Here is a 23,413-nt window from a genome sequence, read left to right on the forward strand (position 1 = left end):
CGTACACAAAAAAAACTAAACACCAGATACTCGAACTTTTTTAACAGACACACAATGGATGTTTTTATGCTTAGGAGGTTTAGGGAACCCTGAGCTTAATGCCAATAGAAATTCGCATCACTAAAAAGCAGGAGGAATATGATTAATAATTAGACAAAAATATTTAGGATTCATAAGCTGATCATTTAGAAGTGGTTAGGTAATGAATTGAACCACCATAATTAATAATTTAATTTTTAATCATTTAATTAAAAATGTATGAGTTTTAAAATTCATATTGAAAATGGGGCACAGTTCCTGTTTTGTGCAATCACCTTCAAACGCAGTAGGGCAGGATTTTTAATGATCGCTGCATCGTGTTTATTCGTGATCAATTCATTTAACGCTCAGACTTTTGCCGCAGGCTCCTCTCATGCCGATTTTTCCAATACGTCTTTTACCTATACAGTGAACAATCCATTAGTTCAATACAATAATGTTGCTCTTCAGGTTATTGATGTAAGTGGAACTGTAACTGACGAAAGCGGTGTGCCATTGCCAGGTGTAGCGGTTAGGGTTGTAGGGACTTCGCTTGCAACGGCTACTGATGCAAATGGACGCTACCAGTTTAAAGGCGTGGCTGAAGGCGCTACGCTTACATTCAAAATGGTAGGTTATGTAACACAGGAAGTGAGGGTGACAAAAGCGGAGGTTAATATTCGTTTGAAAACGGATATTCAAACCTTGAACGAGGTTGTAATTACAGATGGTTACCGTGTTACCTCGCTTGCGGCCAATACAAGTTCTATTAGTTCAATTAAGGGTGATGTAATGGAGAATAAACCATACTCTACATTTGCGCAAACCCTGCAAGGTCAAATAGCGGGCCTGGTTGCTCCTACAACCAGCGGTCAGCCAGGTGCAAACGTAGACATCAGGATCAGGGGGCTAGGCTCACTTTCTTTAAGCTCTAGTCCATTAATTGTAATTGATGGCATGATTGTAAACTCTGGCAAGTTGGGTTACAACTCTACAACGGCCAATGCATTGGCCGGGTTAAATCAAAACGATATTGAAAGTGTTGATGTGCTCAAAGATGCCGCTGCGACAGCTTTGTATGGTTCCCGTGGTAGTAGCGGGGTAATCCTGATTACCACTAAAAGAGGGAAAAGCGGGAAAACTCAAATCCGGGTAGATGCAGAGTTCGGCTCTTCTAAAGCAATGGATAATCCTGATGCCGGGAAGGCTTTAAATGCTGCTGATTATGCTGTGCTTTTTAGGGAAGCGCTAACCAATGCCGGTAATACGCCTGCTCAGGTAGAAACTGCAGCTGAAAGTTATGGTTTAAATAGCGGCAAAAGTAATAATTGGTATGATCTGGTAACCAGGACAGGCAGGCAGCAACAGTATAACGTGAGCATGAACGGAGGGACAGAAAAAACAAAACTCTTTGCTTCCGCTGGCTATTTTCAGCAGGAAGCCACCACCATTAGTTCTGATTTGAAAAGAATATCGGGTTTGTTTAATTTCGATCATGAAATCAGTAAGAGGTTTCAGCTTACGGCGGGGATTAATTTCTCGAATGTTGGGCAGAATACGCCATACGGCACACAGTTTTCAGGTAGTCCTACCTGGGCATCGCGGGTTTTAAGGCCCTTCCAGCTTGCTTATAAAGACGATGGTACCATCAATACGGCAACCGCAGGAAATACCAATTTTCCGGGTATCTATAACCCATTATGGATAGCAGAAAATGACAAAAAATATTTATCCCAAACCCGTATTCTGGGGAATACAAAACTCAAATGGAATATCTGGGATAAACTAAATTATACCAGTTATTTCAGTATTGATTACAATACGCTGGAAGAGACTTTGTTTTTAAATGCGGTTATGGGGGATGGTGCGGGTCTTAAGGGGCGTAGCAAGAATTATTATACCAGATATTTTAACTGGCTGGCGCGTAACCAGGTCGATTATCGCTATGATATAAATGGCATGGAAGATTTTTATGTAACTGCCGCCCTTGGATATGAGGCCCAACGGTCTAAGGAGTATCTGTTGGCCGCTGATGGATTTGGTTTTCCCTCTGCCCAATCTGAATTGACTGCCCTTACCAACGCGGCGACCCCAAATGGTGCTTTTGGCCAGTACAGTAATTATGCTTTTAATTCTTTATATGCACTCGCTGATCTGAATTTTAAAAATAAATATGCACTGAGTGCTTCTGTAAGAAGAGATGGCTCGTCCAGGTTCCCTACACAGAACCAGGGAGCTTATTTTTATTCTGCAGGTGGTACCTGGAATGTACACCAGGAAGATTTCTTTAAAAAGCAGCATATCTTATCTTCTTTAAAACTAAGATCATCATATGGTACGACAGGTAATGCCAGCATGGGTAACTATTCGTGGGTGCCACAGGCTGCTTACAGCAGTGCCTATAGTTATGCTGGTTACACCGGTCAGCAATACTCAACCAGTGGTAATGTTGATCTTCGCTGGGAGACAGCTAAGAAATTTGATGCAGGCATAGATATCGGCTTCGTTGATGATAGATTTATGTTTACTGTTGATTATTATTACAATAATATTGATGGTCTGATCCGTAATGTGCCGACTTCTCTTACTACAGGTTTTTCTACGGTTGGTAAGAATATTGGAGCAATGGTAAATAAGGGTTGGGAGCTTACGCTTAAGGGCGATTTGTTGAGGCGGGATGGTTTTAAATGGTACACCAATCTTAACGCTGCCTTTAATAAAAATGAAATTACCCGTTTGCCTGCAAATACACCACTGCAGAATGGTTCATTTTATTTGAAAGAGGGATATGGCTTCAATACCTATTATATGAAAGAATTTGCCGGGGTGGATCCTCAGAATGGTGACGCCTTATTTTACGTAGATGAAAGCCGTACCGCCACTACGAATAAAATTGCTGATGCACAATTGATTTTGCAGGACAAGCAGGCGATCCCTAAAGTTACAGGGGGTTTCAATAATACTTTTTCTTATAAGGGGCTTAGTTTGAGCGTGGATGTAAACTATAATTTAGGATACTGGGTTACTAGTGCCGCTGATATATATTTTACCAATGCTTCTCAATATTTATTTAATAAATATCAGTATGTTTTTGATAACAGATGGACAACAATTGGCCAGGTTACAAATGTTCCTAAATATGCAACAAATGCCGCTAATGATCCTGCTACGAGTACCTATCGTTTATATCGTGGTGATCATATCCGGTTAAGAAATGTCAGTTTGGGTTATGATTTTAAGAATGTTGCATGGTTTAAACAGTTGGGACTAAGTAAAGTTTTTCTTTATGGAAGGGCGACAAATTTAGGTACCATTACTTTTGATAAGCGCTTGCCGATTGATCCTGAGGTAGGTTATTCCGGTTTTGATGATCAGGATATGCTGCAATACAGAACATTCACTTTTGGTATTAATGTCGGACTTTAATTAGATTGAAATGAAAACTAGACATACATATATTGTCATCCTGCTTGTACTGCTCACATTGGCCAGTTCTTGCAGTAAAGATTTTTTAAAAGAGGATCCCTCGACTGCAGTTTCGGTAGATAAAGCCATTTTAACTGATGGCGATATGATGGAGGCTCTTGCGGGTACTTACAGGATTTTGCAGAGTTATTTTTTATTTGGCCGGAATGCGGTTGTTATGGGGGATATACTCGCCGATAATGTTTATCTGAGCAGTTCAAATTCGGGAAGGCTCCTTACCCTTAATAATTATTCCTTTGCAGAAGGTGCGACGGAATCCCGTTTTTTATGGACGCAAAGTTATTATGCCATATTGCAGGCGAACAGGATTATCGGGTCTGATTTGAAAGAAAGTGTGAGTTCAAACCAGCTTAAGGCAGAAGCTTATGCCATAAGGGCCTTGCTGTATCTTAATCTGGTTAACTGGTACGGCAAGCCTTATACGGTGAACCCTGCTGCTGATGGTGTTCCATTGGTTACGGTTTCGTCTGACAAGGCTGGTGTTTTGATTATGCCGGCAAGGAATACTGTGGCGGATGTTTATGCGCAGATCATCAGTGACTTGGATAGAGCATATCAGATGATGCCGGAAACGCCTCCTGCTATTCATGTTACCAATACCAATTTTATTTCTAAACCTGCTGTTAAGGCCATTCAGGCAAGGGCTTATTTGTATAAAGGTGATTATGAAAAAGCCCGTGATGCGGCTTTGCTGGTTAAAAATGCAGGCTATTCCCTGGCAAACGGGGCAACGGCTTTTTCCGCATATTGGGCTTCAACGCTGCCAAGGACGGATAAGTTGGAAACGATCTTTGAAATCAGTAATACTGCGGTAGCTAACAATGGCGTGGAGGGTATGGATTGGTTGTACGCTAAAGGGGGTATAGGTGATTACCTGGTGACAGATGATACTTACGCTATTTATAGTGCAACGGATAGAAGAAGAGATCTGATTCTTAACAGCACCAGGGGTGCTGGTGCAAGTGCATATCAGGCATATTACGTAAATAAATACCAGAATGTAGGCCTTGCAGACAGAGATGAAGTGAAATTGTTCAGGTATGCTGAAGTATTGCTGACATTAGCCGAATCTTATGCGAAGCTAAACGACGGTGCTAACGCGTTGCTGTATTTAAATATGGTGGCTCAAAACAGAGATCCTTCGCTCGTTGCTTATACTTATACAGGGCAGGCCTTAATTGATGCCATTGTTCTGGAAAGACGTAAGGAGCTGGCTTTTGAAGGGCTTCGGTTTTTTGACCTGGCAAGGACCAATGTTGATTTTTCCCGCCAGAATATGGGGGCCAAAGCTTATTCTTTTTATACAGATGTTAAGACCACAGATTTCAGAAGGCTGCAGCCCATCCCTGAGGTGGAAAGAATAGCAAATCCTGGGATTGCAAAAAATCCTGGTTATTAAATTTTATAATTCCCCGTGGCTTACCGCGGGGAATTGTGATTTTATTGAAATGAGCAAAGCTACAACAAGATTTACCGCATTAGATGTCTTTCGTGGGATGACCATATGCTTCATGATCATTGTGATCAGCCCGGGTTCAGGGGCCTTGCCTTACTGGCCGCTTGATCATGCCCCCTGGCATGGTTTTACCCCTACAGATCTGGTTTTTCCTTCTTTTCTTTTTGCAGTGGGGAACGCACTTAGCTTTGCGGAAAAAAAAAATAAAGACCGCTCCTTAGCTGAGGTCTTGTTCCATATTTTTAAAAGGGCATCCCTTATTTTTCTTCTTGGATATCTGATGAATTGGTTCCCGTTTTACAAACTAAGTGCCGATAACCATATCATTCCTTTTCCTATAGGCGAAACACGTTATTTTGGGGTCTTGCAACGTATCGCCATCTGCTACCTGTTAATTGCCCTGGCTGTACGCTATATAAAACAGAAGGTATTGTTGTGTTTAGTGCCGGGAATACTGTTGTTGTATTGGGGCGTTTTAGTTGTGTTCGGCTCTGGTGATCCTTTTTCTGTTGAAGGAAATGCCATTACTAAATTGGATGTCTTCCTCTTTGGCAGAGCGCATCTCTATTACGATCATGCTGTATTTGATCCTGAGGGCTTGCTGAGTACACTTCCTGCGGTTGTAAATGTACTGGCCGGGTATCTTGCGGGAAAGTATTTACAGGAAAAGAGAAACTCCCGGTCTGCCTTAAATCTTTTATTTTTGACAGGGTTTGCCGGCGTATTGCTGGCGATTGCATGGCATGAAGTATTTCCTTTCAACAAAAAAATATGGTCAAGTTCTTTTTCGCTTTTAACCATAGGTATGGATTTGATCCTGCTTTCTTTTTTGGTTTTAATTACACAAACAAAAAATGGAGCAGATAAACGCTGGACAGGTTTCTTTACCATTTTTGGTAAGAACCCGCTATTCATATATATGCTTGCAGAGCTTCTTCTGGTTGTGTTGCGTAAAATCCCCGTTGGTGCGGTCAATTTATATGAGAAGATTAACGAGGTTGTTTTTCAGGCTGTTTTGCCTGGCCCTGCAGGTTCATTGCTTTTCGCGCTTACAAATATGTTGTTTTGCTGGTGCGTGGGCTGGGTTTTAAATAAAAATAAAATCTATATTAAAGTTTAAGTATCGTATTGTTTCCGTTCCCCTTGATTTGAAAATGATGAAAGTGAAATTAAGATTGTTTTTTTTTCTATTGTTAAACGTAAGTGCATTGACTGCATTTACTCAGGTGCATCCCTATGTGGTTGGTGATAAATACATAAAACGACTTGGTGTGGGGCAGGCTCAGCTGAATGAAAGCACATCAGAGAAAATTCAGGCTACTGATGCCGGGCTTAGGGTTGGTTTGAAAAAGGACGCTCCATCGATGGTAGATGCTCCACGCTCTGCTCCTGATTTGGTATTTACTGTGCAGGTGCCGGAAGCCGGAACTTATGAAATTTCTACACGCGCATTTCCTGCAGGGACTGGCGAAGGTTTAAAGAAAGATGAGCAGGGAAATGTAATTGCTGCTTATCTAAAAATACAGGTTGGTGGCCAGCGCCCAACAAAAAGAATTTTATATGATTTGCATCAGGCTGGCAATCAGGTGTCCGGTAAATTTGAATTAAGCGGCAAGCATCAGGAAATCAAAGTATGGTTGCCAAAATACCTGGAGTTGGAGTATATAGAATTAAAGAACTACAATGCGCCGGAAGTTCCATTAAGTGCAAGGAGTTATGTGCCGAAGATAGTTCCGCCAAATGGTCATCCCCGGCTGTGGGTTACCAGGCAAAGCCTGCCCGCAATTAAGGCGAGGTTAACTGAAGGCGAAAACCTGGCCGCATGGACTCAGGTAAGTGCCGCTGCGAAAGTGCCGTACAAGTTTGGCTTTAACCCTGATGGAGAAGTTTTTTACCAGGAAGAGCTGGAGAAAGCCGTTCAGATAAAAGCTTTCTATTACCTGATGACTGGCGATAAAAAAATAGGGAATGAAGTGACCAGATTGATGGTTAATTATATGACTATGCTGGAGTTTGGCAATGTGAAATATGGAGATATCACCCGCGAAATCGGAAGGGCAATTTACACCTCATCATTGGTTTATGACTGGTGTTACGATTTACTCACAGCAAAAGAGAAGCAATTGCTGTACGATAAAATGTTGGGCCTGGCGAGGGAAATGGAAATAGGCTGGCCGCCATTTATGGATAGTATCATTAATGGTCATGGCAATGAAGCGCAAATAAGCCGGGATTTGCTGGCTATGAGTATTGCGCTATACGATAAGAATCCTGAACTCTATAAATATACTTCGTATACTATTTTAGAGAACCTGGTCCCTATGCGAAAATTCGAATATGAGTCGCCGCGGCACAATCAGGGGGTCGATTACGGTGCTTATCGTTTTGGCTGGGAAATGCATGCCGTATGGCTTTTTTACAGGATGACAGGTCTTTCTATTTTTGATGACAACATTAAAAGTTTGCCTTATTACTGGCTGTATATGCGTTTGCCTGATGGCTATATGCTTCGTGATGGAGATATGTTTAGTGTGAAGTTTGGTGGCGACAGGCCTTTGTACTGGAAGCAAGCTCAAACTATGCTTTTAAGTTCTGCCTATGCAAATGATCCGCTCATTAAAGGTGAATTTGAGCGTGAAGGTGGCCTGCCAGATAATCCTGTGTTGTTTCTGCTGGTGAACGATCCTAAGTTAAAAGCGGACCATAACCTTAATTCGCTTCCTTTGACCAAGGACTTTGGAACAGTTCTGGGTGGAATGGTTGCCCGTACAGGCTGGGACAGTAAAGAAACCAGTAAAGATGTAGTCGCAGAAATAAAAGGAGGAGGATATCAGTTCGGCAACCATCAACAGGCTGATGCAGGGAGCTTACAGATTTATCACCACGGCATACAGGTTGGTGATATTGGCCTGTATTTGTCTTACGGTTCTCCTTATGATTATAATTTTAATAAGAGGTCTGTTGCCCATAGTATGATGCTTGCTGTAGATCCGGAAGAGCCCTTACTGTTTCGTGCGAAAGTTCGGGATGGCGGTACACGTTTCAATCAGCGGTTCCCGTTAAGTCCACAGCAGGTTACCGCTGATCCCTGGTTTGATAATGGTAAAGTTTTGTCTGCCGATTTTGGTCCTTCAAAGCTAAAGCCGTCATTCAGTTATTTTAAGGCTGATCTAACCGGGGCTTATACCGCTAAAATGACAAATTATACCCGTGGGTTCTGTTTTTTGAACCTGGGAAGGGAAGATGTTCCGGCGGTAATTGTCTTAACAGACGATATGACAACGGCAAAACCTGAATTTCAAAAGTTCTGGCAAATTAATACTTTGAATAAACCTGAACAACTAAACGGAGCCCTGGTGTTAAAAAATGAGCTTAAAGGCCTTGTAGGAAAAACACATGTAAATATGCTTGTTCCTGCTGCTGCAGACCGTAACATTGAGGTCTTGAGTGGCAAAAGTGCAAATAGTACTTTTGGAGAGCGGTATGAGGTTGTATCTCCAAAGGCCGAGGCGAATGGACATCGCATTATGATCTCGCCTAAAAAGCCTGGCAGGCATCATAAATTTCTTACCGTGTTTCAGATGGTGGAGGGTGATGCGAAGCCTTTGCCTGTGTTATTTAAAGAACTGGAAGGCCGCTACCAGATCTTGGTAGCAGATCGTGTACTGAGCATGAGGGCGGGCGGTGGTCTGATTCAGGCGCCATTTTCAATCGATGTTGAAAATGAAGGTATTTATGAATTTGTTTTGATGGGGATGGAGCCTGGTTTCTGGAATGTAAAGCGGGTTGATGGTAAAGTGAATTTTAACTATGATGTTGTGCCTGGTAAAAACACCATATCTTTTAAAGCTTCCGGTGGAAAGTTTGTGGTAACTCCCGGAAGAGCTTATGATTCAGGTGATTTAAAGTAATGTGCAATGTTATATTAAATGCTTAAATTGTTTAGTATCTTGCGGGAATTTTAATATTGTTTACTTTTTACAAATAAATTTGTTTACATATTTGCTATGAAAGAAGATTCGCAATCAAATAAGGTATATTCAGAGCTTCGAAGAAAGATATTGTCTAATCAGCTGGTTCCCGGAACCAGGTTGAAAGAGGATGTCTGGGCTACAAAAACCGAAGTAAGCCGGGTGTCGGTCCGTGAAGCGCTGAACCGTTTGCTGGGCGAGGGATTACTGGAAGTAGGAGAAAAAGGCGGCTATTATGTAAAATCAATGACAGCAGCTGATGTACGTGAGATCCGCGAGATCCGTGAATTGCTTGAGCTGGGGGCTTTGCGCCTGGCTTTCAACCATGTTACTGATGAGGACATTGCCGAACTGGAACGCATATGCGACGATTTTTCGGCAATGGTGAAGAATGGTTACTTTTCCGGGGCTTGCGAGGCCGATGTGAAGTTCCATGAAACCTTAATCAATATGTCCAGAAACGTCAAACTGAAGCATCTCTATGAGTTGAGTAATATTCCCTTGTTTCATCTTAAGCTGGGGCGCTCCCAAACACAGATGGACGATTATGAGTTAACCGACAAAGAGCACCGCGAAATTCTGAAGTCGTTAAAAGCCAAAAGCCTTAAAAAGGCAGAAGAATTTCTGGTTAAACATTTACTCCGTGGTGAGGTCGCTTCGCTTGAAATAGAATAAGCCAGGTCTCTTATCGGACGATAAAGCCGCACCTTAAAACAGGTGCGGCTTTTTTTTTGCTGCTGCTAGCGGAATAAAAAAATATTAAATAGCCTATAATTTTGTTGTATACAAAAAATAAATATATTTGTATACAAAACTATGTATCCATACGGCGTCTGGACTTCAGCTTCACCCGGATATTGGTTTATTGAAAATTTTAAAATCTAAAGAAATGATAAACAGTTGGCAAAAATCGGCGGCAGTAATTACCAGAAATGAAAAATGGATCCCGGGCGGGGTGGTTTCCCTTAACCGTAAATCGGAGCCCAATATTTGTTTTTCAAGGGGCATGGGAAGCCGGGCCTGGGACATTGAAGGTAATGAATACATCGATTATCAGGCTGGCTTTGCTGCTGCTTTCCTGGGGCACAACGATCCGGATGTAAATGCCGCGGTCATGGATGCAATACACGGTCAGTCGGTATTGATGGGCGCAGGGCCTACTGATCTGGAAGGTCAATTTGCTGAACTGTTCTGCAAAAGTGTGCCTACTGCGGAAAAACTACAGATCACCACTACCGGTTCTGAGGCTACCTATCATGCCATTCGCATTGCGAGGGCGGCAACCGGTCGCGATCATGTAATCATTATGCAGGGCGGATATAATGGCTGGCACAACGATGTGGCCGGTAATGTGATCAGTAACCTCGAAGATGTAGGGCCAAGGGTAAGCCCCGGAGCGTATCCTTTCGATGCGCTTTCTGCAGGTATTCCTGAGCAGCACAAGGCCCTTATTCATGTCATCAACTATAACGATCTGGATTCCGTTCAGTACATTGTAAACCGCTACCCTGTGGCCTGCATCATTCTGGAGCCGATATTGCAAAACATAGGTATAGTAAAGCCAGAAAACGGTTACCTGGAAGGCTTGCGCCGGCTTGCAGATGAAAATGGTTTCCTGTTGATTTTTGATGAGGTTAAAACCGGTTTTCGTCATGCTTTGGGCGGTTACCAGAGCATATGCGGCATAACACCAGATCTGAGCACTTTCGGCAAGGCCGTTGCCAATGGTTACCCTATGGGTGTAATTGCCGGCAAAGCAAAATACATGGATTATTTTGTGCACCCGGATAAGGAAAAACGGGTACTTATTGCAGGTACTTTTAATGCCCATCCTTTAACTACCATTGCTGCCATTGCCACCCTCAAAAAGCTGGCTTCGCCGGAATTTGCCGTGTATGCGCACGTGGAAAGGCTGGGGGCAACCCTCGAGGCGGGATTAAACGATATACTTTCGGGCTACGACAAGCCTTTTTATACCGCGCGCCAGGGCTCTGCATTTTGTGTATACTTTATGGGCCATGCTCCGAAAGATTTTCACGATATTGCTTTGCATAACGATGCCGCATTTGATAAAAACTATCGCCATAAACTGATCGCAGAGGGGATTTTTAATTTTCCCCTGGCCTCTAAACAAGGAAGTATATCTTATGCACACAGCATGGCCGATATAGAAGAAACACTAGAGAAAAGTAAAAAAGTATTGTCAGCTTTATTGAGCAAATAAAAATGAAAATAACCGCTATAGAAACCTATGTGTGCCATGCGCGCATGAGGAACTGGATATTTGTAAAGGTGCTTACCGATCAGCCCGGGCTTTGGGGCTGGGGAGAGGCCACACTGGAGTGGCATACCCGAAGTGTGGTTGGTGCAATTGAAGATTTATCGCAACTGTTGATCGGTGAAGATCCCCGCCGCATAGAACACCTCTGGCAGATGATGTACCGCCAGCACTTCTGGCATGGCAACGGTATCGTGAGGGGAACGGCCATTAGTGGCATTGACATTGCCCTGTGGGACATTGCCGGTAAAATACATGGAGTGCCTACACATGAACTCTGGGGTGGTCGCGTTCGCGATTACATTCGTTTATACTGCCACCTGGGAGGGGGAAAAATGGAAGACTTTTACCAGACCCGGCCAGATGATGCCAGCCGGTTTGGGGAGTTGGCCAAACAGGCGGTTGAAGATGGTTTTACAGCTTTTAAATCTATGGCTGTGCCTGAAACCATGCCGCTCGAAGGCTTAAAACCTATTCATTATGCCGAGGCCTGTGTTAGCGCTATGCGTGAAGCTGTTGGAAACGATATTGACATTATGGTCGATTGCCATGCACGTCCCAGTCCGCGCATGGGCATGCAGTTTGCCAAAGCACTGGAGCCTTATGGCTTGTATTTCTTTGAAGAGCCTTGCTGGCCGGAATCTATAGAAGATATTGCACTCATCCAGCGGGCAGTGTCTACGCCGATTGCCAGCGGCGAACGCCTGGTAACCATTCATGCTTTCAGGGAGCTATTTGAAAAAAGAGCGGTAAGTGTAATCCAGCCCGATATTACCCATTGCGGCGGATTAAGCGAGGTTAGGCGCATCGCTGCTATGGCCGAAGCTTACCGGATTGCAATAGCTCCGCATAATCCGCAGGGGCCGGTAAGTACAGCGGCATCTATTGAGTTCGGCTTTGCCACTCCGGGTTATATCATTTGCGAGAGTGTGCACAATGATGTGCCGTGGCGTTCCGAGGTGGTAAGTGAAGGTTTTACCGTTGAAAAAGCCGGGCGGATCGTTCGCCCGAATACCCGTCCGGGCCTGGGTATCGAAATCAATGAAAAAGAAGTTAAGAAGCATCCTTTTCAGCAGGAAGTGCTGCAAAGGACATTTTATAAAGACGGTAGCGTAGGCGATTGGTAAACCTAAAGTAAAGGGCATATGGAAAAATTGTTTCAGGATAGGGTAATGGTCATTAGCGGCGGACTGGGTGATATTGGCCGGGCCATATGCCATCAATTTGCAGCCCATGGGGCGGCTATTGCCATTGGCGATCTGCGTGCAGAGGCTGAATCACTGGATTTTTTAACTGAACTGAAAAAGCAGTATGAAGTACCTGCGCATTATACACAGGTAGATGTTTCTGATCCTGTTGCTGTAGACAGCTGGCTGCAGGAAGTTGTGCAGCAGCTGGGTATACCCAGCCTTGTCATTTCAAATGCCGCAACGGTTACACAGGCCGGTGTACTTCAGGTCAGCCCAGCCGAATGGTCGCGCGAATTGCGCATTAACCTTGACGGGGCATTTTACCTGTGCCAAAAAGCGACAAAGCTGATGACCGTACAACAAATGCCTGGAAACGTAGTGTTTATTGGCAGCTGGGCCGCCGAGGCCGTACACCCGGGACTACCTGCCTATTGCGTATCTAAAGCCGGCCTGCGCATGCTTTGCAAATGCATGGCACTGGAGCTGGCCCCGTACCAGATCCTGGTCAATGAACTGGCCCCCGGCTATGTAAACGCGGGCTTAAGTGCCGAGATCTGGGCCCAAAATCCTGGTTTAATTCAGGAGGCTGCCGGAAAAGTTCCTTTAGGGAAGATCATGGCTGCTGAGGATGTTGCACGTCAGGTATTGTACCTCTGCCATCCGGCCAATACGCACCTCACCGGAAGTACTTTATTAATGGATGGTGGGCTTTCATTACGTTCGGTATGATCAGCGATCCATCATTTAGTGGCATCATAGGTGTTGCGCAGGAAGACATTACCCCACCAGCGGGCATTTATGCCAGAAACTGGGGTGCTGCAACACAGGATGTGGCGCAGGGTATTCACCGTCCGCTTAAACTTACCTGCATTACCTTTCAGGACAATGCGCAAAACCAGCCGCTGGTGCTCATTACTGCCGATCTGGGCTGGTGGAAAAGTGCCGCTGATGAACGTGAACTGCGTTATGCCCTGCTGGAGGCCTTTCAGCTGGATGCTTCCCGTTTGATGTTTTGTTTATCCCATACCCATGCTGGTCCGGGCCTGTTCTCTGAAGACTCGGCCAAACCGGGTGGGAAGTTTATAGTTCCCTACCTCATGCAAATCCGGGAATGTGCGGTTTCGGCTGTCAGAACAGCCCTGAGTTCCGCTGTACCCTCAACGCTTTCCTGGCGTTATGGGAAATGCGATCTTGCAGGCAATCGCGACCTGCCCGAAGAAGGGACTTACAGGCTGCTGGTCGGATTTAATCCGGAGAAACAGGCCGACGATACCCTGCTGGTGGGGCGAATTACCAATGCTGATGGAAAAATTACCGGAACTTTGGTCAATTATGCCTGTCATCCAACCACACTGGCCTGGGATAATAAGCTGATTTCTCCGGACTACATCGGGGCCATGCGCGAATTGATAGAAACGCATACCGGCGCACCCTGCGCCTTTTTGCAGGGCGCGTCGGGAGAGTTGGCTCCGCGGGAGCAGTATTCGGGTGATTGTGCGCTTGCCGATGCCTATGGGTACCGGCTAGGACATGCTGCACTGGCCGTGTTACAGGCTATGTTCCCTGCAAATACCGGATTGGAATTGAGCCGGGTGGTAGAATCCGGTGCGCCTCTGGCGGTATGGAACAAACAAAGCCGCAAAGCTGCCTGCGAACTTGGGGTCGAACTGTATGATGTTCCAATGGCCTTAAAGGTTATGCCTTCCCTTGCAGAGATTGAAAGTCAATGGCGCGAATGTCAGGACCATGTGCTTAAAGAACGCTTGTGGCGGATGCGGGGAATCCGTAAAACGGTAGGAGAGGGGGATGTCTCTGTGATGCCGTTATGGGTCTGGCGTTTGGGCGAAGCCTGTCTGATCGGACAGCCTAATGAAGCTTATTCTTGTTTTCAGCAGGAACTTCGCCGGCAGCTGCAGCCGGCTGCAGTAGCGGTAATGAATATTGTAAATGGCTATGCAGGGTATCTGCCGCCGAAGGAACTCTACGTTAAAAATATGTATGCTGTCTGGCAAACGCCCTTTGCCGCCGGCACACTCGAGCAGTTAGCCGAGGCTGCAATCGTTACCGCAAAAAAACTACTGAACTAAGCAAAACCACATGAAATCAAACCTCACCACACTTGATGCCGCAGTCTTTGGCATATATATCCTGGGTATTATCGCATTGGGTATTTATGCGTCCCGTAAAGGCAGCAGCACTAAGCGAGACTATTTCCTGGCAGGCGATAAACTGCCCTGGTGGATGATCGGTGGCAGCATCATTGCGGCCAATATCAGTAGTCATCAGCTGGTTGGGGTAATGGGCGTAGCCTATAACCGGGGCTTTGTGGCTATGGTTACAGAGTGGGGGGCCATATTGATCGGTTTTAATGCCTTGCTTTGGGTGTTTTTGCCCTTTTACCTGCGCAATGGTTTTTATACCATGCCCGAGTTTCTGCAGAAACGATTCGGCGAAGGTGCACGTACCATTTATTCAGTGCTGGTGCTGCTTACCTATATTTTTGTAGAGATCAGCGCTGTGCTGTACCTGGGCGCCTTATCGCTGCAATCGCTGCTGGGGATTCCTATGGTAACGAGTGTGCTCATTCTGGCCATTACGACAGGTTTGTATACCATTGCGGGTGGACTGCGGGCGGTAATCTGGACTGAAATGGTGCAGCTCGGTGTGCTCATGCTGGGGATGTTTGCACTTTCCTATACTACTATTGATGCTGCAGGAGGTTTTTCAGCGGTACTGGAAACGACTAAAGACTGGAAGCTGATGATGCCGGCCAATGACCCTGATTTTCCCTGGACCATGTACCTGGGTGGTTTGTTGTGTATCAGTATCTTTTACAATGCCACCAACCAGTTTATTGTGCAGCGTACATTGGCGGCCAAGAATGAGTGGCACGCACGTATGGGCATTATTTTTGGCGATTACCTTAAATTCCTGCTGCCTTTGCTGATCATATTTCCTGCATTGGTAGCCCCGAAACTATTTCCAAATCTGGACAAGCCCGATTTGCTGTTTGCTACGCTGGTGGAAAATCTGCTGCCTTCCGGGCTGGTAGGTCTTGTGATGGCCGGACTGATTGCCGCGGTGATGTCGCACCTTTCGGGTGCGATCAATTCCTGTACCACCATTCTAACCATGGATGTATACCTGCCTTACATTAAGCCAGACTCTACCGAAAAACAATCTGTAAGCTTCGGGCGTATCGCTGGGGTGGTTGTTATTGTACTGGGAATCATCTGTACCGGTTTGCTTACCCTGTATTCAGAAAAACCTGTTTTTATTTACCTGATGAACGCATACGGCTATTTTACACCTGGTATTGCGGCTATGTTCCTGCTCGGTATTCTCTGGAAACGCACTACGCACGCCGGGGCCATGGCAGCCGGATTGCTTACCATTCCGCTGTCGCTGGCTATTGAATATGGCTTGCCTGGTATGCCTTTCTTTAACCGTACAGGAATTGTATTCTGGGCTTGTATGCTGTGCTGCGTATGCGTTAGTCTGTTTACCAAACCTAAGCCTGAAGCTGAACTTACCGGGCTGATCTGGACACGCGAGAGCCTCTCTTTGCCCGTAAATGAGCGGGATCAGCAAAAAGGGATGCGTAACCCCTTCATCTGGTGGGCTATTATCACGGCAGTTGTGTTGTATTTCTACATCAAATACGCCTGACAGACCAATTTCTGAAATTTTTCATATTATTTTTTTGTATACAAAAAAATAATATATTTGTATACATAGTATTGAAAAAAATCACCTGTATGATCAACTCCGTTAAAAAATGGCTGGTTTCCCTTGGCCCTGGTATTGTTACTGCTGCCATTGTTTTTGGTCCAAGTAAGATCACCATCACCTCAAAAATGGGGGCGATGTATGGCTATAGCCTGCTATGGGTAGTGGTGGTGGCTATATTTTTCATGATCGTGTTTACTTCCATAGGATCAAGACTGGGGGTGGCCACTGATGCATCATTGCTCGCTACCATACGTAACACCTATGGCAAGTGGGTTTCGGGTTTAATGGGGATTGGGATTTTTCTGGTCACCACGTCTTTCCAGGCAGGTAATTCCATTGGTATTGGTATTTCACTTTCGGAAGCAACCGGTACAAGTCCAACCCGGTGGATATTGTTATTTAATGTGATCAGTATAGGGCTTCTGTTTTTTCGTAATTTCTATAAAACCCTGGAACGGCTGATGATAGCCATTGTCGCGCTGATGCTTTTTGCATTTTTAACAACCATGTTTATGGTACAGCCTGATGTATCTGGTATTTTGCGGGGCTTTGTTCCCGCTGTTCCACAGGGTTCCACAGGCTTGGTTATTGCATTTACTGCTTCCTGTTTTTCGGTGGTTGGCGCTTTTTACCAGGCCTACCTGATGCAGGCCCGGAAAAGGCTGAGACCGGGAGCCCCGCTTGAAAACAGCAATGGATTTGCAGGTATGGTGATATTGGGTATCATGAGCGCAGTAGTGATGATCTGTGCAGCAGCAGTGCTGCATGTCAAAGGTATTCCGGTAAATAAAGCATCTGATATGGCACGTGCGCTTGAGCCCCTGTTTGGTCACAATGCTTCCCTGTTATTTCTGGTTGGTTTGTTTGGTGCATCTTTTTCCTCGCTTATTGGTAATGCCACTATTGGGGGCTCACTGCTTTCGGATGGCTTTGGGTATGGCAGCCAGCTTGATTCCAAAGTGGTAAAAGGCCTGATTGCGCTGGTCATGGTTATCGGGGCTATGGTAGCCGTAAGTTATGAAAAACCCCCGCTGGAACTGATTATCTTTGCACAGAGCGTGACCATCTTTCTGGTGCCTTTTATTGGTACGGCCATGTACCTGCTTTCCAATAAACGCAGCCTGATGGGCGAATATGTGAATACATCTTTTATAAAGTATGCTGGTCTGGCAGGTCTGCTGTTACTTTTTGCATTGGCCATTTACAATTTTCAGGAGCTGTTCCTGAAGTGATTTGATCTCGAACCTAAACACACAATATATGAATAATTTAGCCCAGTTAGAACAAGAGATCCTGAAGCCTTCAGCGGCATTGGTTGAAGATGTGAGCCGTATAAAAGGCGATATTTTACTGCTTGGTGTAGGTGGCAAGATGGGCCCGTCCATGGCGCGTGCCGCACGGCAGGCTATAGACATTGCGGGTAGCGGACAGCGTGTTATTGGCGTTTCCCGTTTTTCTGATGCCGCGTCGCGCAGTGCACTGGAGGCTGTTGGTGTAGAGACCATTGCAGCCGACCTCCTCAATGATGCAGCGCTCAATGCCCTTCCGGATGCCCCAAATGTCATTTATCTGGCAGGCCATAAGTTTGGTACCACAGGTAAAGAAGCCTTTACCTGGGCCATGAATGCTTACCTGCCGGGCCGGGTAGCCGAAAAATACCGCAATTCCAATATCGTGGCATTTTCTTCCGGTAATGTACTGCCTTTTGTGCCGGTAACGTCAGGCGGAGTATCTGAAGAAAGCAGCCCGGAACCTATAGGTGAGTATGCACAATCCTGCCTGGGCAGAGAGCGGATATTTGAATATTTCTCCCAAAAGAACAATACCCCGATGCTGATCTACAGGCTCAACTATGCGGTCGATTTTCGTTACGGGGTACTGGTTGAACTGGCAAAGTCGGTATTAAGCGGCAAAGAAATAGACCTGCGCACAGAGAATGTCAATGTGATCTGGCAGGGCGATGCCAATGAAATTGCTATCCGGTCTTTACTGCATTGCGCATCACCGGCAAAAATATTAAACGTTACGGGACCGGAAATCCTTTCTACCCGCTGGGCAGCCAATCAGTTTGGCCTGATCTTCGGCAAAGAACCAAAATTTGTGAATGAAAGCGCCGGAACAGCGCTGCTCAACAATGCTTCGGAGTGTCATCGTATATTTGGTTATCCTAAAGTAACCATAAGGGAAATTATTGAACTTACCGCTACCTGGATGCAGCAGGGAGGCGAAGCGCTAAATAAACCAACTCATTTTCAGGAAAGAACAGGTAAATTTTAAAATATGGCAGCTCAACTATCCGCAGAAAAAGAAAGTATACTCAGGCAGGGAACGGTTATTCCTGCACACCCGCTGGCACTCAATGTCAACCGAAAGCTGGATGAAGTGTATCAGCGATTGCTTAGTCAATATTACCTGGCTTCGGGCGCAGGTGGTATCGCAGTAGGTGTGCACAGCACGCAGTTTGCTATCCGTAACCCGCAGGTAAACCTCTACGAAAAGGTGCTGGCCCTTGCAGCAGAAGAGGTGGCCAGATCGGGAAAAGAGGACAGTTTTATCAAGATAGCCGGGATTTGTGGTGACACGCCGCAGGCCGTACGTGAGGCAGAAACCAGTCTGCACTATGGTTACGATCTGGGCCTGCTCAGCATGGGGGGGCTGCAAGGTAAAACGGAGGCCGAGATTCTTGAACGTACCCGTGCCATAGCCGAAATTATGCCGGTTTTTGGTTTTTACCTGCAGCCCAGCGTTGGCGGGCGGATCTTTTCGTACGACTTCTGGCTTCAGTTTGCAAATATTGATAATGTACTTGCCATTAAGGCGGCGCCTTTTAACCGGTACCAAACGCTGGACCTTGTGCGTGCGGTATGCCATTCTGAGCGCCGGGATAAGATTACATTGTACACGGGCAACGACGATAATATAGTGGCCGATCTGCTGACCACCTATCAGTTCGAAATTGATGGGCAGACCGTCAGCAAAAGATTTGAAGGCGGCTTATTGGGTCACTGGGCGGTATGGACACATGCTTCAGTGAAACTTTTTGAAGAAATAAAGCGTTGCCGCGACGCGGGCTATACCGGCACAGCTGAACTGCTTGGCAAAGGCATTGCTGTAACCGATATGAATGCGGCAATTTTTGATCCTGCACATGCCTTTCATGGCTGTATTCCTGGTATACATGAGGTGCTCAGAAGGCAAGGTTTAATGCAGGATACCTGGTGCCTGGATCCGAATGAAAAACTTTCGGCCGGACAGGCCGAAGAGATTACCCGGGTGTGCCAGGCCTATCCGGAATTAACAGATGATGATTTTGTAAGGGATTTCCTTGCCCAACTTCAAAAAGCATGATACGTTTGATCAGAACAGCAGCCCTTTTGGCTTTGGCAGGCGCATTTATCCACTGCAGCTCTTCAATGTTGAGCAATCCGCCGGAGCAGCAGTTCCGGATTGGCGCCAGCACGGTAGGTGTCCAGTCGGTAGCCAGCCACTTAAACGTGCCCTGGCAGATTGCCTGGGGGCCGGATCAATGCATCTGGTATACCGAACAATCGGGGGCTATCAGTAAAGTAAATCCTGAAACCGGTAAAACCAAACTGTTGCTTACCCTAACCGATGTTTTTCGCGACCGTACTTCGGGCCTGCTGGGGATGACTTTGCATCCCGATCTGAAAAATAACCCTTATGTTTTTATCAACTATACCGGCTATTCCAAAACTAAAACCAGGGTTTCTAAGGTAGTCCGATACAGTTATGATGCCCTGAAGGATACACTGGTTAGCCCGGTTGTATTTTTGGAGTATCCCGCCTGGACTTCACATTTTGGCTCACGCATCGTGATTGCCCCTGACGGAAAGGTAATGGTGGCTACGGGTGATGGTGCCCAGGATGGTAATGCACAGAATATTCAGTCGCCCAATGGCAAAATATTGCGTTACAACCTGGATGGGAGCATTCCGGCCGACAACCCCTTTAAAGGTAGCGCTGTATGGGCATGGGGACTTCGCAATCCGCAGGGATTGGTGTATGCCAAAGGTAAGCTGTACTGCTCAGATCATGGCGATGCCATCGATGATGAGCTGAACCTGCTGGTTAAAGGAGGTAATTATGGCTGGCCTGTTGTAGAAGGAGCGGTGAATACGGATAAGGAAAAAGCTTTTGCGAAAGATTCGGCTGTAGTTGCGCCATTGCAGGCCTGGACACCTACCATTGCCCCTGCAGGTATGACCTATTACAGTTCAGCTAAAATACCGGAACTTAAAGGCCGTTTGCTGCTTACAACGTTAAAGGGAAACAGTTTGCGTTCGTTAATGCTGGATCCGACCGGCAACAAGATCATTGCTGATGTAAACTACTTTGAAAAAATATTTGGCAGGTTGCGTTCGGTATGTGTTTCTCCGGCAGGTGATGTATACCTGGCTACCAGTAACCTCGACTGGAACCCCAATGCAGCACCGGCTAAAAATGACGACCGGATCATCCGTATTTACCGTATGGATGCCAAACACGCAAGTCCTGCGGCCAAACCGGCTATTGTCGCACACAAAAATACCGAGGCTGTAAATAAAGGAGCTTTGTTGTATACCAATTATTGTGCTTCCTGCCATAAGGCCGATGGAAAGGGGATTGATAAAATATTTCCGGCTTTACTGAAATCGGCTGTGGTGAAGGGAGATCAGCGGAACCTGATCCGTACCGTATTGAATGGCAAGAACCGGATGCCTAAGTTTTCTTTTATGGAGAACAACGACATGGCGATGTTACTGACCTATGTGCGCAGTAAGTTTGGTGCGGGCTCAGGCGCGGTTACTGTGGCAGATGTGCAGTTAGAAAGAAAATAAGGCCTGTGAAATATTATTTTTTCAAGGCCCCAACATGCTTATAAGTGTTGAGCAGTACACCTGTTGGTGTGGCCAATGTACTAACGAATTCAAGTTCCCTGGCGTCAATACCATCCGATAAAAGGCGTTTGCCCGGGCCCAATAATACCGGGTATACGATCAGGATTACCTCGTCTGCCAATCCCGCATCGAGCAGCATAGCGGTCAACGATATACTTCCGCAAAGCACAAGGTCAGGGCCATCCGTCAATTTGAGTTTGCGAATCCCTTCGATGATATCAGTGCCCAGATCTTTTACCGGCCCCCACTCCAGGCTTTCGGGCCTGTGGGTTGCTATATATTTGGTTGCGGCATTTATGGCATTGGCCATCGGAAAGTCACCTGCATTTGGCCAGTAACCCAAAAATTCATCGTAAGTTTTTCGGCCAAGCAGCAGGTCAAAGTTGCCGCCGTATGCCCCGAGCAGCATGGCCATACCTTCTGGGCTTCGGTACGCTGCGGTCCATCCTCCATAAGTATAGTTTTTGTCGTGCTCGATCACACCGTCCAGCGAAATGTGTTCGAAAATTCTGATCTTTCTCATTTTGTTGCTATTAGTTTAAGTATTGCCAAATTTAAAGAGGAATGGAGTACATACGTGAGGTGCGATCACGACAATAAGCGGGTATTTTATGTTCAATGCCAGTAGCTTTGTTTAACCTGCGTTTAACCTGCGTTCGGGCTGCGTAGTAATATGACAGGCTGCGGGTAAGGCGTACGCTACCCCTTGATAAGGCAATTGGCTATACCAGGGCCCTGTCAACCCCTTGTCAAAGCCAGCCCAATGGCTTGGAAAAGACGAACGCAGCTCGAACGCAGTCCTAACTCAGCTCGAACGCAGATGCGTTTAAGTGCAATTGTTATGAAAGCAGCTTTCTTTGTTTGTAGGCTTCGAACGCGTTATTTAACAAGGTTTTTAAAGCGGTGTTATAAACATCTTCCTGGTTTTTGATCACTGCATAGCGGGAAATTTTACCACTGCCCGCTAACAGCTGATCTGGATCAGGAAGTTCAATGCCTTTATAAAAGCCTAGTTTTAATCCTTTTTTTGAAGGGATGATCACGCAGATCATATCCGCATATTTTGGCCCGTAAACGTAGGCTATCATTTTTGCTGCTAAGTCAACCTGTTCGGTAACATCGGGTAAATTTTCCAGGACTACTTCACGGAGCTGCGTGGCAAGGCTGAAAACGGGATCAGGATACTGTTGTAAAAATGGGACGGCTTTCATATACCTGAGGAAATACTGTAAAAGAAGCTCCTCAATTCTTCGGCAAAAGGATCAGGTACCTCCAGCGCAGCAAAATGCCCTCCTTCATCCATTTTTTTAAAGCTTACCACATTTACAAAGCGCTCTGCCCATTCTTTTGGAAATTGTGCTTCTCTTGGAAATACTGCAACGCCTGCCGGTACTTTGCTTTTCTGCAGGGGTGCTGCTCCGCCCCATTGCGCCATTGCCTCTACTTTGTACATGCTGACAGAAGTAGCTATGGTTTGTGTTGTCCAATAGATCATGATGTTGGTCAGCAGTTCATCTCTGCCACCAAATGCTTTTTCTAAAATTTCAGGAGAAGCGCCTGCATTTCCGAAGCTGAGCATCCAGGCCGCAAGTGCGGCAGGCGAATCGTTTAAGCCATAAGCCAGCGATTGCGGTTTGGTAGCTTGTACCATAGCATAGGCACCCTCACTGTACCACCATTGCTGCACAAATTGTGCAAATTGCTTTTCGGCCTCGGTCATGGTGCCGGGATCTTCCTGCCCCATAGGATAACCTACATCTGTAAAATGCACACCGGCAACTACCTCGGGGTATTTGGATGCAAGTGCTTTGGTAACACCCATACCTATATCGCCACCTGCGGCATAAAACTCAGTATAGCCCAGATTTTTGGTCATCAGGGTTTTCCATAGGTCGGCAACAGCTTCGCCCGGCATCGCTATCTTTTCAGAGAAGCCAAAGCCCGGAATAGAGGGGATGATCAGGTCAAAGCTTTGATCGCCTTCGGTTAACAATGGTATGATTTTATGAAAACGATAATAACTGTCTGGCCATCCGTGGGTTAGTAAAAGGGGTTTGGTGACCTTACCTTTCCCTTTGATGTATTGGAAATGGATTTTAATGCCATTTACGTCAGTAATATATTGAGGATATTTGTTGAGCGCCGTTTCTTGCTTGCGCCAATCGTATTCGCCGATCCAATAATTAACCAGCTCTTTCAGATAGGTTTCGCTGGTGCCAAAATTCCAGCCAGCGCTTTCGGCCTCGCCTGGCCAGCGGGTATTTTTCAGGCGTGCTTTTAGGTCATCCAATTCGGATTGATTTACGGATACATTAAATGGTATTAAATTTTTCATAGCGGATGTTTTAGGATATGTAACCGAAGTTAGCACAAATACCTTATTT

The 23,413-nt window shown here is 45.8% G+C and carries 17 protein-coding genes; 14 read left to right on the forward strand and 3 right to left on the reverse strand.

Annotated features, from left to right (window positions below; genetic code table 11):
* The first annotated feature begins 258 nt into the window (after nt 1–258).
* The 14 genes from ABIE26_RS24730 to ABIE26_RS24795 all read left to right on the forward strand — a co-directional run bounded on the left by ABIE26_RS24730 (nt 259) and on the right by ABIE26_RS24795 (nt 20,969).
* Entirely contained in the window at nt 259–3,444 is a 3,186-nt protein-coding gene (locus ABIE26_RS24730; protein WP_310146483.1) for a SusC/RagA family TonB-linked outer membrane protein, read from the forward strand.
* A 10-nt stretch (nt 3,445–3,454) separates the two neighbouring features.
* The gene (locus ABIE26_RS24735) at nt 3,455–4,903 is read left to right on the forward strand and encodes a RagB/SusD family nutrient uptake outer membrane protein (protein ID WP_310146485.1); all 1,449 of its coding nucleotides are present in this window, start codon (nt 3,455–3,457) and stop codon (nt 4,901–4,903) included.
* A 49-nt stretch (nt 4,904–4,952) separates the two neighbouring features.
* Nucleotides 4,953–6,080, forward strand: coding sequence for an acyltransferase family protein (locus ABIE26_RS24740; RefSeq protein ID WP_310146487.1), 1,128 nt, complete (start codon nt 4,953–4,955; stop codon nt 6,078–6,080).
* Nucleotides 6,081–6,168: 88 nt separating this feature from the next.
* Nucleotides 6,169–8,871 (forward strand): hypothetical protein, encoded by a 2,703-nt coding sequence (locus ABIE26_RS24745; protein ID WP_310146489.1) that lies wholly within the window; start codon nt 6,169–6,171, stop codon nt 8,869–8,871.
* A gap of 96 nt (nt 8,872–8,967) precedes the next feature.
* Entirely contained in the window at nt 8,968–9,606 is a 639-nt protein-coding gene (locus ABIE26_RS24750) for a GntR family transcriptional regulator (RefSeq protein WP_310146490.1), read from the forward strand.
* 214 nt (nt 9,607–9,820) lie between these two features.
* Nucleotides 9,821–11,155 carry an aspartate aminotransferase family protein gene (locus ABIE26_RS24755; protein ID WP_310146492.1) on the forward strand — a complete coding sequence of 445 codons (1,335 nt, stop codon included), beginning with the start codon at nt 9,821–9,823 and terminating at the stop codon, nt 11,153–11,155.
* Nucleotides 11,156–11,157: 2 nt separating this feature from the next.
* The gene (gene dgoD / locus ABIE26_RS24760) at nt 11,158–12,336 is read left to right on the forward strand and encodes a galactonate dehydratase (protein WP_310146494.1); all 1,179 of its coding nucleotides are present in this window, start codon (nt 11,158–11,160) and stop codon (nt 12,334–12,336) included.
* An 18-nt stretch (nt 12,337–12,354) separates the two neighbouring features.
* Nucleotides 12,355–13,128: an SDR family NAD(P)-dependent oxidoreductase gene (locus ABIE26_RS24765; RefSeq protein WP_310146496.1), complete on the forward strand. Its 774-nt coding sequence runs from the start codon at nt 12,355–12,357 to the stop codon at nt 13,126–13,128.
* Nucleotides 13,125–14,486, forward strand: a complete 1,362-nt coding sequence (locus tag ABIE26_RS24770; protein WP_310146498.1) for a neutral/alkaline non-lysosomal ceramidase N-terminal domain-containing protein — start codon at nt 13,125–13,127, stop codon at nt 14,484–14,486. Before ABIE26_RS24765 ends, ABIE26_RS24770 begins: the two co-directional genes overlap by 4 nt.
* 10 nt (nt 14,487–14,496) lie before the next feature.
* Complete coding sequence (locus ABIE26_RS24775; protein ID WP_310146500.1) at nt 14,497–16,068, forward strand: SLC5 family protein; 1,572 nt, start codon at nt 14,497–14,499, stop codon at nt 16,066–16,068.
* An 89-nt stretch (nt 16,069–16,157) separates the two neighbouring features.
* The gene (locus tag ABIE26_RS24780) at nt 16,158–17,363 is read left to right on the forward strand and encodes an Nramp family divalent metal transporter (RefSeq protein WP_310146502.1); all 1,206 of its coding nucleotides are present in this window, start codon (nt 16,158–16,160) and stop codon (nt 17,361–17,363) included.
* A gap of 28 nt (nt 17,364–17,391) precedes the next feature.
* Nucleotides 17,392–18,408, forward strand: coding sequence for an NAD-dependent epimerase/dehydratase family protein (locus tag ABIE26_RS24785; protein ID WP_310146504.1), 1,017 nt, complete (start codon nt 17,392–17,394; stop codon nt 18,406–18,408).
* 3 nt (nt 18,409–18,411) lie between these two features.
* Entirely contained in the window at nt 18,412–19,479 is a 1,068-nt protein-coding gene (locus ABIE26_RS24790; protein WP_310146505.1) for a dihydrodipicolinate synthase family protein, read from the forward strand.
* Nucleotides 19,476–20,969 carry a PQQ-dependent sugar dehydrogenase gene (locus tag ABIE26_RS24795; RefSeq protein ID WP_310146506.1) on the forward strand — a complete coding sequence of 498 codons (1,494 nt, stop codon included), beginning with the start codon at nt 19,476–19,478 and terminating at the stop codon, nt 20,967–20,969. The genes ABIE26_RS24790 and ABIE26_RS24795 overlap by 4 nt, the downstream gene beginning before the upstream one ends.
* A 13-nt stretch (nt 20,970–20,982) precedes the next feature.
* Here ABIE26_RS24795 and ABIE26_RS24800 read toward each other — a convergent pair whose 3' ends face one another.
* The 3 genes from ABIE26_RS24800 to ABIE26_RS24810 form a co-directional block, all read right to left on the reverse strand.
* Nucleotides 20,983–21,552 carry a dihydrofolate reductase family protein gene (locus ABIE26_RS24800; protein ID WP_310146508.1) on the reverse strand — a complete coding sequence of 190 codons (570 nt, stop codon included), beginning with the start codon at nt 21,550–21,552 and terminating at the stop codon, nt 20,983–20,985.
* Nucleotides 21,553–21,868: 316 nt separating this feature from the next.
* Nucleotides 21,869–22,240 (reverse strand): DUF1801 domain-containing protein, encoded by a 372-nt coding sequence (locus ABIE26_RS24805; RefSeq protein WP_310146509.1) that lies wholly within the window; start codon nt 22,238–22,240, stop codon nt 21,869–21,871.
* Nucleotides 22,237–23,364 (reverse strand): epoxide hydrolase family protein, encoded by a 1,128-nt coding sequence (locus ABIE26_RS24810; protein WP_310146512.1) that lies wholly within the window; start codon nt 23,362–23,364, stop codon nt 22,237–22,239. The genes ABIE26_RS24805 and ABIE26_RS24810 overlap by 4 nt, the downstream gene beginning before the upstream one ends.
* Nucleotides 23,365–23,413 lie beyond the last annotated feature (49 nt).

The sequence above is a fragment of the Pedobacter africanus genome, from assembly GCF_040548825.1.
Lineage (GTDB): Bacteria > Bacteroidota > Bacteroidia > Sphingobacteriales > Sphingobacteriaceae > Pedobacter > Pedobacter africanus_A.

Coding starts and splice junctions, on each gene's coding strand:
- ABIE26_RS24770 (WP_310146498.1), top strand. CDS start 13,125: ATGATCAGCGATCCATCATTTAGTGGCATCATAGGTGTTGCGCAGGAA.
- ABIE26_RS24765 (WP_310146496.1), top strand. CDS start 12,355: ATGGAAAAATTGTTTCAGGATAGGGTAATGGTCATTAGCGGCGGACTG.
- ABIE26_RS24800 (WP_310146508.1), bottom strand. CDS start 21,552: ATGAGAAAGATCAGAATTTTCGAACACATTTCGCTGGACGGTGTGATC.
- ABIE26_RS24780 (WP_310146502.1), top strand. CDS start 16,158: ATGATCAACTCCGTTAAAAAATGGCTGGTTTCCCTTGGCCCTGGTATT.
- ABIE26_RS24775 (WP_310146500.1), top strand. CDS start 14,497: ATGAAATCAAACCTCACCACACTTGATGCCGCAGTCTTTGGCATATAT.
- dgoD (WP_310146494.1), top strand. CDS start 11,158: ATGAAAATAACCGCTATAGAAACCTATGTGTGCCATGCGCGCATGAGG.
- ABIE26_RS24795 (WP_310146506.1), top strand. CDS start 19,476: ATGATACGTTTGATCAGAACAGCAGCCCTTTTGGCTTTGGCAGGCGCA.
- ABIE26_RS24810 (WP_310146512.1), bottom strand. CDS start 23,364: ATGAAAAATTTAATACCATTTAATGTATCCGTAAATCAATCCGAATTG.
- ABIE26_RS24750 (WP_310146490.1), top strand. CDS start 8,968: ATGAAAGAAGATTCGCAATCAAATAAGGTATATTCAGAGCTTCGAAGA.
- ABIE26_RS24790 (WP_310146505.1), top strand. CDS start 18,412: ATGGCAGCTCAACTATCCGCAGAAAAAGAAAGTATACTCAGGCAGGGA.
- ABIE26_RS24740 (WP_310146487.1), top strand. CDS start 4,953: ATGAGCAAAGCTACAACAAGATTTACCGCATTAGATGTCTTTCGTGGG.
- ABIE26_RS24735 (WP_310146485.1), top strand. CDS start 3,455: ATGAAAACTAGACATACATATATTGTCATCCTGCTTGTACTGCTCACA.
- ABIE26_RS24730 (WP_310146483.1), top strand. CDS start 259: ATGAGTTTTAAAATTCATATTGAAAATGGGGCACAGTTCCTGTTTTGT.
- ABIE26_RS24755 (WP_310146492.1), top strand. CDS start 9,821: ATGATAAACAGTTGGCAAAAATCGGCGGCAGTAATTACCAGAAATGAA.
- ABIE26_RS24805 (WP_310146509.1), bottom strand. CDS start 22,240: ATGAAAGCCGTCCCATTTTTACAACAGTATCCTGATCCCGTTTTCAGC.
- ABIE26_RS24785 (WP_310146504.1), top strand. CDS start 17,392: ATGAATAATTTAGCCCAGTTAGAACAAGAGATCCTGAAGCCTTCAGCG.